Annotated in this window: 13 protein-coding genes; 6 read left to right on the top strand and 7 right to left on the bottom strand. The window is 55.5% G+C overall.

Features of this window, described 5'->3' with window-relative positions:
* From ACOSDR_RS18740 to nth, 4 genes are all read right to left on the bottom strand, one after another.
* The coding region (locus ACOSDR_RS18740) for a transposase family protein (protein WP_420732214.1) at positions 1 to 151 on the bottom strand (151 nt) is incomplete at its 3' end.
* 275 nt (positions 152 to 426) lie between these two features.
* On the bottom strand, positions 427 to 1524 hold the full coding sequence (locus ACOSDR_RS18735; protein ID WP_420724714.1) for a 3-hydroxyacyl-CoA dehydrogenase NAD-binding domain-containing protein: 1098 nt from the start codon (positions 1522 to 1524) through the stop codon (positions 427 to 429).
* Between the two features lie 69 nt (positions 1525 to 1593).
* Complete coding sequence (locus ACOSDR_RS18730; RefSeq protein WP_420724713.1) at positions 1594 to 2022, bottom strand: PaaI family thioesterase; 429 nt, start codon at positions 2020 to 2022, stop codon at positions 1594 to 1596.
* 17 nt (positions 2023 to 2039) lie between these two features.
* Positions 2040 to 2678: an endonuclease III gene (gene nth / locus ACOSDR_RS18725; RefSeq protein ID WP_420724712.1), complete on the bottom strand. Its 639-nt coding sequence runs from the start codon at positions 2676 to 2678 to the stop codon at positions 2040 to 2042.
* Positions 2679 to 2814: 136 nt separating this feature from the next.
* Between nth and ACOSDR_RS18720 the strand changes: the two genes are divergently transcribed.
* Positions 2815 to 3294 carry a DUF2244 domain-containing protein gene (locus tag ACOSDR_RS18720; RefSeq protein ID WP_420732211.1) on the top strand — a complete coding sequence of 160 codons (480 nt, stop codon included), beginning with the start codon at positions 2815 to 2817 and terminating at the stop codon, positions 3292 to 3294.
* Here the strand turns inward: ACOSDR_RS18720 and ACOSDR_RS18715 are convergent.
* Entirely contained in the window at positions 3279 to 4652 is a 1374-nt protein-coding gene (locus ACOSDR_RS18715; protein ID WP_420732210.1) for an MATE family efflux transporter, read from the bottom strand. The two genes, ACOSDR_RS18720 and ACOSDR_RS18715, sit on opposite strands and share 16 nt — an antisense overlap.
* A 155-nt stretch (positions 4653 to 4807) precedes the next feature.
* Between ACOSDR_RS18715 and ACOSDR_RS18710 the strand changes: the two genes are divergently transcribed.
* Positions 4808 to 5014, top strand: a complete 207-nt coding sequence (locus ACOSDR_RS18710; RefSeq protein ID WP_420732209.1) for a hypothetical protein — start codon at positions 4808 to 4810, stop codon at positions 5012 to 5014.
* On the opposite strand, the gene ACOSDR_RS18705 is transcribed toward ACOSDR_RS18710, so the two are convergent.
* Positions 4998 to 5270 carry a DUF3572 domain-containing protein gene (locus ACOSDR_RS18705; RefSeq protein WP_420732208.1) on the bottom strand — a complete coding sequence of 91 codons (273 nt, stop codon included), beginning with the start codon at positions 5268 to 5270 and terminating at the stop codon, positions 4998 to 5000. The two genes, ACOSDR_RS18710 and ACOSDR_RS18705, sit on opposite strands and share 17 nt — an antisense overlap.
* Positions 5271 to 5358: 88 nt before the next feature.
* On the opposite strand from ACOSDR_RS18705, the gene ACOSDR_RS18700 reads away from it, so the two are divergent.
* The 4 genes from ACOSDR_RS18700 (at position 5359) to ACOSDR_RS18685 (ending at position 10853) form a co-directional block, all read left to right on the top strand.
* Positions 5359 to 6651: an AmpG family muropeptide MFS transporter gene (locus ACOSDR_RS18700; protein ID WP_420732207.1), complete on the top strand. Its 1293-nt coding sequence runs from the start codon at positions 5359 to 5361 to the stop codon at positions 6649 to 6651.
* Between the two features lie 118 nt (positions 6652 to 6769).
* Positions 6770 to 7312, top strand: a complete 543-nt coding sequence (gene ppa, locus ACOSDR_RS18695; protein WP_420732206.1) for an inorganic diphosphatase — start codon at positions 6770 to 6772, stop codon at positions 7310 to 7312.
* Positions 7313 to 7458: 146 nt separating this feature from the next.
* Positions 7459 to 8007 (top strand): O-acetyl-ADP-ribose deacetylase, encoded by a 549-nt coding sequence (locus tag ACOSDR_RS18690; RefSeq protein WP_420732205.1) that lies wholly within the window; start codon positions 7459 to 7461, stop codon positions 8005 to 8007.
* A gap of 74 nt (positions 8008 to 8081) precedes the next feature.
* Positions 8082 to 10853 carry a GNAT family N-acetyltransferase gene (locus ACOSDR_RS18685; protein ID WP_420732204.1) on the top strand — a complete coding sequence of 924 codons (2772 nt, stop codon included), beginning with the start codon at positions 8082 to 8084 and terminating at the stop codon, positions 10851 to 10853.
* A gap of 57 nt (positions 10854 to 10910) precedes the next feature.
* Here ACOSDR_RS18685 and ACOSDR_RS18680 read toward each other — a convergent pair whose 3' ends face one another.
* A complete protein-coding gene (locus ACOSDR_RS18680) occupies positions 10911 to 12287 on the bottom strand; it encodes a leucyl aminopeptidase family protein (RefSeq protein ID WP_420724703.1) in 1377 nt (458 codons plus the stop codon).

Below are 12287 nucleotides of genomic sequence, written 5' to 3'. Positions count from 1 at the left end.
TGGACCGCGCGAACAACGCCATCTCGACGCAGGTCTGTGCGCCGCACAAGGTCGCTGCCAAGGCGATGAAAACGATCTCCAGAAGATCATGACGCACATTCCCCGCGCGCGGGTCCGGCAAATCCCCGAACGTGTCTTCAAACTGCTCCATGAGGTCCTCCGCAAATGGAAAACCTCCTTAGAATCCTGTTCGCCGCCTATGGCAAATCTGCCATATGCGATTCCCCTGCCCTTGAGGGGGGGAGGTTGGGAGGGGGGTGCTCTCTCCTCCGCAATCCAGCCCACTGCAGGGAAAGGCCTTGCGGCCTATCACCCCCACCCCAACCCTCCCCCCTCAAGGGGGAGGGGAATCGCATATGGGGCTCCCCCCCTCAAGGGGGGAGGAGTAAAAAATGGGGCAATAGATAACTAAAGGTCCAATCGGCATCAGCCGCGCAGTTTGCCAACTTTGGCGATGCTTTCGGGCAGGTCGTGGCCATATTTTTCGGTCACGATGGAAACGATGCGGGTAACTTCGTCCTTGCCCAGCGTATCCATCAATTCGCACGGCGCCTTGCCAAAGCGCAGGGCCAGGCCCGCGCCCATGTCTATATCGGCCGGGCTGGCGACATCTTCGTCCAGGGATTGCAGGACCGGCAGGAAGGTGGCTGCGCGCAGGCGGTCGGCGATGATCGCATCGCTTTCGGCAGAGCCCGTTGCATCGTCGCCGATTTCAAATTCATAATCCGTGTCTCCGCGATCCGCCAAGCCATTGGCCAGGGCATAGAAGGCACCGTGCGGGCCTAGATTGCGCTGGGCATGGAACATGATTTTCGGCTTCACCAGATTCATCACCATGAACGGGCCTGCCGCGACGCCCAGGCAGTCCTGTGCTACACGGTCGATCTGGGCGGTCGTGCCAACACCTTCATCCAACAGCCGCACAGCCTCATTGCCATAGGGGACGAAGAAGCGATTGATGGCGAATCCATAGGCGTCCTTGCACGGAATGGGCTTCTTCGCGGTTTCCTTAATAAAGGTAACGCATTTCTGGAACAGGGCTTCGTCGGTCTTTTCGCCCTTCACGACTTCCACAATCGGGTTGATTGCGGCTGGATTGAAATAATGCAGGCCCAGAAAGCGGGTCGGGTCGTCAACGGTTTCAGCCAATTCTGAGACCCGCAGCGCTGACGTATTGGTTGCAACCACAGTGGTTGGCTTTAAATGCGCGTTCAGACGTTTGAACAGGTCCTCTTTAACGCTGAATTCTTCAAAAATTGCCTCAATGATCAGATCACAGTCCGTAAGGGCGGAAAGCTCTGTCGCGCCTGTCAATTTCCCATAGGCCTGATCGGCATCTTGCGTGCTCATTTTGCCTTTTTCAGCGGCGCGATCATAGAATTTCTTGGCAGCGGCCAGACCCCGATCAACGGCGGCCTGGTTGGTATCGACCAGAACGACAGCAACACCTTGTTGACCCAAAGAGGTTGCAATGCCTGATCCCATGGTCCCGGCACCAATAATACCTACAGTCTTAAAAATCATGATCTCACTCCCTTAGTGTCAAAATGGTTGGTTCCTACCTAATGCCGCAACGCAATATTGTCGAGGGTCCTATCCCTCATTCCGCGCCCAAAGGACGATCTGTGTGCACCGAAACAGGGCGATGGGCCGGTCGGGTCTGGCATCGGAAAACACTTCCGCATCCCAGACCTGAGTGGTGCGTCCCTGATGTTTGGCATGGGCGCGACAGATCAGGCTGCCCTTGCGTGCGGTTCCCATATGATTGGATTTCAACTCCGCCGTGGTGAAGCCTTCCGCCCCTTCCGGTAAATCGGCAAAGGTGCCATAACCACAGCATGTATCGGCCAGGGCAACGACCGAGGCTGCATGCAGAAACCCATTGGGTGCCAACAGATTGGGTGTGATTTTCATCCGCCCCTTGCTGACACCATCGCCGGCATCGGTGATTTCTATGCCCAACAGGGATACCAGTGTTCCATTTGCGCGCTCTCTTAATATCTCGGGGTCAATTTTCGGCATTCCGGGTTCCTTTACGGTTAGGCGCTAATGGTTTTTCCTTTGAAGCCACACAAGTCATTGACAATACACGCCCCACAATCCGGTTTGCGCGCCTTACAGATGTAACGACCATGCAAGATAAGCCAATGATGCGCGTGGCGCAGAAATTCTTTCGGGATCCGTTTTTCCAGCTTTAATTCGACTTCCAGCGGCGTTTTTCCCTTTGCCATGCCGGTACGATTGCCAACCCGGAACAGATGCGTATCAACGGCGATGGTCGCTGCGCCAAAGGCGATGTTTAACACCACATTGGCGGTCTTGCGCCCAACACCGGGCAGGGTTTCCAGGGCGGCGCGATCCTGTGGCACGGTGCCGCCAAAGTCCCGCACCAGAATCTCGGCAGCCTGCATCACATTCTTGGCCTTGGAATTATAAAGTCCGATTGTCTTGATGTGGTCTTTCAAGCGTGCCTCCCCCAAGGCCAGCATATCTTGCGGGGTTGAGACGATTTGAAACAGGCGTTCGGTTGCCTTGTTCACACCGATATCCGTTGCTTGCGCTGACAGGGCGACGGCCACCAGCAGCGTATAGGGATTGGTCCAGTTAAGCTCCCCCTTGGGCTCTGGATTTGCCGCTTGCAAGCGGGCGAAAAACTCATGGATATCGGCTTTTTTCATGAATGGGCAATTCGATTGTTTTGATTGGTCAGCCTGTGATTCACCGGGCACATTAAAGAAGCCATGGTCACCAAGAAAGCATTTCTCTCACATGCGGGCGCTTTACGACTGTGTAATTCGCGCTAATCTATGGGGCATGCGCGACACTCACGAACAGACCATCTATCTTGATGCGACGCTGCGGCCTCACCGCAGCCTGGATCAGCGTGGATTTCTGCTTGTGATGATCGCGATCGGGGGCTGTGGTTTCCTGATCGGGTTTGCCTTCTTCCTTGCCGGGGCTTGGCCCGTGGCGGGGTTTTGTGGTTTGGAGATTGCGCTGGTTTACATCGCCTTCAGGCTTAATTTTCGGGATGCCCGGCGGTGTGAGCATTTGCTGATGACGGATGATGGTTTGCATATCGTGCGAACAGACCCATCGGGCACCATCCAGCATATCCGGTTAGAGCCCAGTTGGGTGACGGTTCAAATGGATGATCCACCCCGTCATGAGAGTCAGTTGATCCTGAAAAGTCATGGTCAAGGCACAGAAATCGGGCGTTTCCTGCAACCCTATGAACGCGTTGAGGTGGCCAAAGCGCTGCGAAACGCGATACAGCGTTATCGCACGGCCTGAGCATGCGCGGGGGGCTGCGTATCAATTGAGCGGACCAATGCGGGGACCTGAACTGCCAGTGTCAGGCCGCGTGCCAACAGGAATATATGCAGCGCCGCCCATAATCCATCATTACCAAACTGTCCGGTCAGCACCCATTCTGAGGCGAAGTAGAGCGCAATTGAGATCAGCATCCCATTGCGTAGGGCTGCTGATCGGGTCGCGCCAACGAAAATCCCATCCAGCACAAAGGCCCAGACGGCGGTTATGGGCAGGAACGCGGCCCACAGCATGAAATTTGCGGATACATCGCGGACGGGCAGTTGATCGGTCATCAGGCCGACGATGTGATTGCCAAACAGGAAAAAAACCAGCACCGCGACCAGGGAAACCAGGCCACCCCACACTAAGGAAAGGCGGGTAACCGTTAAAAATACGGCCCGGTTGCGTTGTCCCACAGCCTTTCCGATCAGGATTTCCGCCGCATTGGCAAAGGCATCCAATCCATAGGAGCTGAGATCCAGAAAGATCAGCAGCACCAGGTTCGCCGCCAATGTGACCGTGCCTAATTCCGCGCCGGCAATTTTGAAATGCGCAAATGCGATCAGCAGACAGAAGGTCCTAATCAACAGGTCGCGATTGACACCAAAGAGGCGTCTCAGGCCGGCCGGCTCTAAGACACTGACCCAATCGGGCAGCAGGGATTGTCCCAAATGCCGCAATCGGCGCGCAATGAAAAACAGGCCCAGGGCAGCACCAACCAGCTCACCGATGACGGTGGCCAGGGCGACGCCTTCAATGCCCCAATCGAACCCAAAGACGAAAACAAAATCCAGCACAACATTGACCAGATTGGTAACAATCTGGATGGTGACGGGCAGGCGCATACTGCCAAACCCAAACATCCATCCCAGTATCACCAGATTCAAGAGGGCTGCTGGCGCGCCCCAGATCCGGATGTCGAAATAGGACAGGCCGTATGTTTGGACGGTTTCTGTCGCATCGGTCAGTTGGAAGGCATATCGGCCTATGGGATCTTGAAAGACCATCATGATAATCGCCAATGCGATTGCAATCAGGCCGCCACGATACAGAACAATGCGGACCTCTGCGGCGTCGCCTCTGCCATCCGCCTGGGCGGTCAGGCCAATTGTGCTCATGCGCAGAAAGCTGAAGCTGAAATACAGCGTGGAGAATATCATCGCCCCCAGGCCGACAGCCGCAAGCCCGCTGGGATCGGGCAGATGGCCCATCACGGCGGTATCGACTATGCCCGGCAGGGGAACCGATAAATTTGCCAGCACAATGGGTCCAGCCAGAGCGAACAGGCGGCGATTCCAATTTGTCGTCTCTTGGGACTGGGTGTGCGGCGAAGTCATTTTGACTACTTGCCCGGTTTTCCCCAAGGCGACAAGTCCCTGAGCGCCGCTTTAAAATATTCATTAAACTATTCTCAATATGGTTATCAGAACGTGCTATAGTTCAAACGGATGACAGGGCAGAATTCAGGAATTTTTCTGCAGGCGTAACGCCAATGATCGAAGTTGATTATACCAATTATTGCAGTATCCAGGCGGAATGGGCAGCAGGCCTGTTGCGGGCTGCGGGTCATCTGGAATTTATGCCGGAAGGCTATTGTGAGGATATGACCGCCATTGCCAAAGGCATCCAGGCGCGGCTGACGGATGGGCGGCATTACTGTCGCATTACCATTCCGGCCCAGATTACCAGTCCGGATTGACGCCCGGCAGGGTTGCCCGCGCGCGCAGAACAACTGTTGGGTCGATATCGGCCGCTGCGGCGAAGTCCAACAGATCAGGCTCGTGCCCCAATATATGATCCAGAACCCCACCCAGAAAGGCCGGGTCGGCGATGCGGTCGCGCAGGTCGTTCTGGTCTAATCCGGACAGGGCCAGGAATCGGTCCAGCCGATCTTCATCTTCCACCAGAAAGCTTAACGCCTGCAACGCCAAGGTTTCCGCCTGTTCTTGCTTCATTGCTGCCTCATCGACCGAATAGGGCTAGTGTCCCCGTGTCATTCGCGATATCACGCGCAACCGCTGGCGAAAAGGATTTAGACCCATCGTGACCGACACCACCGCGTTACAGCGCTTCAGGGCGGGCCTGCTGATTTACAAAGACAGGCGCATTATTCTGATCGCCCTGATGGGCATCGCCAGTGGCCTGCCGTTGTTGCTGACTTTAAGTACGCTTGGCTATTGGTTGCGGACACAGGGGCTGGATCTGACGTCGATTGGTCTATTCGCCGTAGTCGGAACCCCCTATGCGTTAAAGTTTCTGTGGGCGCCAGTGATCGATAAAATATCGCTGCCGCTGTTTACGGCGAAACTGGGTCAACGCCGGGGATGGGCTCTGTTCATTCAGATTTTGCTGATGGCGGCTATTGCATCCCTTGGATTTACAGATCCGGTTGTCGCGCTGGCACCGGTCGCGATTCTAACCACATCGATTGGATTTTTGTCCGCCAGTCAGGATGTGGTGCTGGATGCCCTGCGCATTGAACTTTTAGAGGAGGACGAGCAAGGGGCTGGAGCGGCTGCCACGCAAGGTGGGTATCGAATTGGTCTTTTGATTTCCGGGGCGGGCGTTCTGTTTCTGTCTGATTTTGTCTCCTGGGCCGTGGTATTTGTGTGCTTATCGGGGTTCATGACGCTGGGAATGTTGGCGGTTTTACTGGTCAAGGAACCCGATCATCCAAAGACAGCGGAAATCAGGGATATGAAAACCTTTATGAAGGTTGGCGTGATCTCTCCATTTTCGGAATTTCTGGTGCGTCCCGGTGCCTTTGTAATCCTGACATTTGTGTTGTTGTACAAATTTGGCGATGCCATCGGGGGGACGATGGCCAATCCTTTCTATGTCGATATGGGCTTTACCGGCACTGATATCGCGTTGGTCAGTAAAACGGCGGGAATAATTGCAACCATGGTGGGGGTGTTTGCCGGGGGCGTGCTGGTCCGCGCGATCGGGCTGTTCCCCTCTCTTGTGATTGGCGGTATTCTGCAAGCAGCGACAAATATGCTGTACGCCTGGGTGGCTGTTTCCGGCACCGATGTCAGTGTGTTGGCGATAGCGATCTGGGGCGATAATTTTACTGGGGGATTGGGGTCGGCAGCCTTTATTGCCTATCTGTCGGTGCTGTGTAATCGTGAGTTCACAGCGACGCAGTATGCCTTGTTGACATCGTTTATGGCTTTCGGGCGCACCTTGTTGTCGACCCCCAGCGGGTGGCTGGTAGAACAGGTCGGTTGGGTGGAGTTTTTCATCATGACCTCGTTCCTGGCGGTGCCGGGTTTGGTGCTGATCTTCGTGCTGTCGCGCTACAAGGCATATAAGCCAACCAAGTCAGCCGATTGACTGTTTTTTCGTTGCGACGATTTCTCCCATGTTGCAGTGCAGCAATTTAAGTACTATCTAGAGGGTCAGACATTGGTGGCCGGCTGCGGTTACCGCGGATAAATGAAAAGGAAGTTTTATGCGGATTGAGTTGCTTGCCACAGGCATTGCGCCACCTTGGGACGTTAATGTTGTGATCGAAGTCCCCCAAGGGGCGGAACCGGTGAAATATGAGTTGGATAAGGATTCAGGGGCGCTGTATGTCGACCGTTTCCTGCATACCGCCATGTTCTATCCGGCAAACTATGGCTTTATTCCGCATACTTTATGTGGGGATGGCGACCCGATTGACGTGCTGGTTGTTGGGCGCGTTCCCGTGGTACCTGGCAGCATCGTGCGGTCGCGGCCGGTTGGTGTGATGATGATGGAAGACGAAAGCGGCATGGATGAAAAAATCATCGCCGTGCCCCACAGCAAACTGCATCCCTATTATGATGAAGTGACAGATTATACGGATTTGCCAAAGATTCTGATTGATCAGATTGCCCATTTTTTTGCCCATTATAAGGACCTTGAGCCCGGTAAATGGGCCAAGATCATCGGATGGGCGGACTCGAAAAAAGCTGCAGAGATGATTGAGGCCTCGATTACCGCCCATAACGAAAGTGTGGCGGCAAAATAGGCAGGCCTCCAAGAGCAAATCCCGAACAAACGGGATCGTTTGTGACGACGTATTTGCTCAGAAAATATGTGGTTAGAGTATCCTGTGTGAGCGCATGCGAGCGCATGATGCTCTAGCCGAAAGCTGGAGAAATGTCGGTAGCGCACATGAAAGAAGCTAACTTTTCCAACGACAATCGGATCGCCGTTATTGATGGCGATATTACACGGTTGACCGTGGATGCGATTGTAAACGCTGCGAATGAACCCCTGATCGGGGGCGGGGGCGTTGACGGGGCTATTCATCACGCTGCCGGGCCAGAAATGATGGAATATTGTGCCGGTTTGGGCGGATGCCCGACCGGGGAGGCTCGCATCACCCCAGGCTTTCGATTGGCGGCGCGTCACGTCATTCATACTGTCGGTCCGATCTGGATCGACGGACAATCCGGAGAAGCGGGGTTTTTGGCATCCTGTTATCGTAATTGTTTGCAATTGGCTGTGGAAAATAACGTGCGCAGCGTCGCATTTCCGGCAATCTCCACTGGGGCATACGGCTATCCGGCGGAATTGGCGACAGAAATTGCAATATCTACCGTGTATGATGCTTTGGCGGAGAATTCAGGCATCGAAAAGGTTATTTTTTGTTGTTGGGGGTCGGCAATGACCGACATGTATAATCGGGTTCTGGCGCAAAAGGCTCTGAAGAACGGATAAAAATCAGGGACGGGACAACTGCTCGTGCAGGCGTAAAGCGATTGATTGAAATCGCGCAACAATGAAGGTGCCCCATGTCCGTACGTGACCTAGAATACCTGTTCAATCCACGCTCTATCGCCTTGATTGGCGCATCCAAACGGGCTGGTTCCGTGGGGGCGGTGCTGGCGCAGAACCTGTTTGGCGGTGGGTTTGAAGGGCCGATCATGCCGGTCAACCCCAAGCATTCCGCGATTGGCGGCAGCATGACCTGGAAGGATATTGAAAGCCTTCCCATGGTGCCGGATCTGGCCATTGTCGCGACCCCCGCCGATGCGGTGCCCCAGGTTATTGCGGACCTGAATAAAAAGGGATGCAAGGCTGCCTGTGTGATCACAGCCGGTTTTGGAGAGGGCGACGACACGGAAGGCCATGCACGCCGTCAGGCGGTTATGGATGCGGCGGGCTCCATGCGGATTTTGGGACCAAATGTGCTGGGCATGATGGTTCCGGCAATAGGCCTGAATGCCAGCTTTGCCCATATGAACCCCAAGATCGGGGATTTAGCCTTTGTCGCGCAATCGGGGGCGGTGTTGACCTCTGTCCTGGATTGGGCGACGGGGCGGGGTATCGGCTTTTCCCACATGATCAGCGTCGGCGACAAAATGGATGTCGATTTCGGCGATATGTTGAACTATCTGGCCACAGCGTCAGAGGTTCGCGCGATCATGCTGTATATTGAGGCCGTGGGGGATGCGGCGAAGTTCATGTCCGCAGCCCGCGCGGCGGCGCGCACCAAGCCCGTTGTTGTCATCAAGGCGGGGCGCATGGCCGAAGGGGCCAGGGCTGCAAGCTCTCATACCGGCGCGCTGGCGGGTTCAGATTCGGTCTATGATGCAGCCTTCCGGCGGGCTGGCATGTTGCGGGTCTATGATATGCAGGAATTGTTTGATGCGGTTCAGACACTGTCCAGTGAATTACGGCGGATGGGATCCCTGGCGGATGGCGATCCCAATACGGTGGGGGATCGTCTGGCGATCCTGTCCAATGGGGGCGGTATTGGTGTGCTGGCAACAGACAGCCTGATTGAACAGGGCGGTCATCTGGCCGAACTGTCGCCACAGACAATTGAGAAACTGAATGCCTGCTTGCCGACGACCTGGAGCAAGGGAAACCCGGTTGATATTATTGGCGATGCCCCGGGCAGTCGCTATCGCGAGTCCCTGCAGGCCTTGATTGCGGATGAAGCGGCCGATGCTGTGCTGGTCTTGAATTGCCCCACCGCAATCAGCAATTCACTGGAGGCGGCGGAGGCTGTTCTGGAAGTGGCCCGGGACCGTCATCGCCCGATCCTGACATCCTGGCTGGGGGATATGTCCGCCGCTGAGTCGCGCCGCCGCTTTGTTGAGGCGCGCATTCCAACCTACAACACCGCCGAAGAGGCTGTGCGGGGCTTTATGCATGTGGTTCGATATCGCCGCAATCAGGTGAATCTGATGCAGGTGCCCTCTGCACGCGCCAATAGTGTGGAGCCGGACCGTGATAAGGTGCGCAGCATTATCGATCAGGCCCTGTCGGAAGATCGGGAATGGCTGAGCGAAGTTGAGGCCAAGCAGGTTTTGGAAGCCTATGGCATTCCCATTGTGCGAACCGAAATTGGCCGCATGCCTGCCGAAGCGGCGGAAATCGCCAGAGGGTTCTCCATGGGGGATCTGGTGGCGGTCAAAATTCTTTCGCGCGATATTACGCATAAAAGCGATGTTGGCGGGGTCGTGCTGAACCTGTCATCGCCCGATCAGGTCTATAACGCCACGGAATCGATGCTAAAGCGGATGCATCAGGAATTTCCCGATGCCCAAATCGAAGGGGTCAGTGTTCAGCAGATGATTCGCCGGCCCGGCGCCCATGAATTGATTGTGGGGCTGAATGAAGACCCGCAATTCGGTCCGGTCGTCCTGTTTGGGAAAGGGGGCAAAGAGGTTGAAATCGTTGGCGATACCGTAACCGGTTTACCGCCATTAAATGATGTTCTGGCCCAGACCCTGATAGAGGAAACGGCAGTCCATAAGCTGTTGCGCGGGTATCGTGATGAGCCGCCTGTGGATTTTGAAAGCCTGAGGCTTGTCCTGATTCAGATAGGCCAATTGGCGATCGATTTTGCAGAAGTGAAAGAGCTGGATATCAATCCATTGATCGCTGACAGTGCCGGTGTCATGGCGCTGGATGCCCGAATCCGTGTTGCAGCCGTGTCCCGGGAACTGCGCGATAATCCGGCGCGGCGCCTGGCCATCCACCCTTATCCCCGCGATCAGGAAGGGACTGTGCCATTGCGGGATGGAACAATGGTCAATGTTCGCCCGATCAGACCCGAGGACGCGCCTGGATTAAGCGATCTGGTCGCCCGATCCGCCCCGGAAGATATTCGATTCCGTTTCCTGCACCCGATGCGCCTGTTGCCAGAGCGTCTGGCGGCCCGCCTGTCTCAAATCGATTATGCCAGAGAGATGGCATTCGTTGCGCTGGATCCGGCGGATTCAGACTCCATCATCGGGGTTGCCCGCCTGATCGCCAATGCGGATGGAGCAGAGGCGGAATACGCGATCCTGCTGCGACAGGACCACAAGGGTGAAGGTTTGGGCTATGCGCTGATGTGCCTGTTGATAAAATATGCCCGCCAGCGCGGTATAGATGTTCTGTATGGCGATGTGCTGCGCGATAACAAACCCATGTTGGATATGTGCGCGGATCTGGGCTTCACACAGCACAGTGATCCCAGTGATGCAGGCCTGGTTCGGGTGCAATTGATGGTGACATCGCAAGCCACGCCAACCGCATCGAAAAATAAGCAGGTTGAAACGATAAATTAGGGTTTGATCACTAGAGCAATATCAGGTCATTCATGGTCGCTTTGACCGAATATTGCTTTAGCGGGTAAACCGGTCTTGCAGAGTCAGGAATACGCCGCGGATTCCTTGTGCCTCGCCGCCTTCCGGGCGACCGGGCTTCGTGCTTGTATTCCAGCTCATCAGATCAAAATGGGCCCATTCGATTTCCGGTTCGACGAATTTTTCCAAGAACAGGGCTGCCGTGATGGCCCCCGCATACCCGCCTGAGGAAACATTGTTGGTATCGGCAATCTTGCTGTCCAGCATCCCGGTATAGGCCTGATGCAGCGGCAAGCGCCAGGTTGGATCCTTTGCGGCCAGACCGCCCTGTGACAGCGCGGCAGCCAGACTGTCGCTGTTACAGAATAAGGCAGGCAGATCGGTTCCCAGGGCCACCCGGGCGGCCCCGGTCAATGTGGCGAAATCAATCAACAGGTCTGGCGTTTCTTCACAGGCCAAGGCCAGCGCATCGCCCAGAACAAGGCGACCTTCCGCATCGGTATTGCCGACTTCGACCGTCAATCCCTTGCGGGTATTCAGGATATCCAGGGGGCGGAAGGCATTGCCTGATACACTGTTTTCCACAGCCGGGATCAACACGCGCAAACTGACCGGAAGCTCCATTTCCATGATCATGCGCGACAGGCCCAGAACCTGGGCCGCGCCCCCCATGTCCTTTTTCATCATCAGCATGCCACTGGATGGCTTCAAATCCAGCCCACCAGTGTCAAAGCAGACGCCTTTTCCAACAAGCGTTACTTTCGGATGGATCGGATTGCCCCAGCGCAGGTCTATCAGGCGTGGCGCGCGTGTTGACGCACGGCCAACCGCATGAATCATCGGAAAATTCTGCGTCAGCAGGTCCTCCCCGATGATGGTTTCACAATGTGCGCCAAAAGTTTGTGACAAGGCCGATGCCGCCGCAGCCAGCTCTTCCGGTCCCATATCCGACGCCGGCGTATTGACCAGATCGCGGGTCAGATAAATGCCCGCAGACACGGCTGCAACAAGCTTATTGTCCGCATTCTTCGGCCAGACCAATTCCCGGACAGGTTCCGAGCGTTTGCGATAGCGGTCGAAATCATAGCTGCCCAAGGCCCAGCCGAGGCTGGCATTGTAAGCCATGGTGGCATCAGGTTCGGGCGACAGGCAATAGCGCCCGGCTGGCAGTCGAACCGCTGCTGCGCCCCAGGACCACAGATCCTGTTCATTTTCCAGGACCACCAGGGCGTTGTTCGGGGCCCCCGCCTTGTCTGGGAAAATCGCAACGGCACCGGGCTTCGCCTTGAACCCAGACCCTTTGATCCAGGTTTGAACGGGGTCCGATTGGTTTGAAAGCCAAGTGTCATAGTCGGCTTTTACGATTCCCGTTATGCTGCGTGTCTCTTTATTTTTCTGTTTAACAAAGCAACTCAT

Origin of the sequence: Hwanghaeella sp. 1Z406 (assembly GCF_048892425.1) — a bacterium.
GTDB lineage: Bacteria > Pseudomonadota > Alphaproteobacteria > UBA8366 > Aestuariispiraceae > Pacificispira.
The sequence above is the reverse complement of the archived record's forward strand: the minus strand, read 5'-3'. Positions and strand labels throughout refer to the sequence as shown.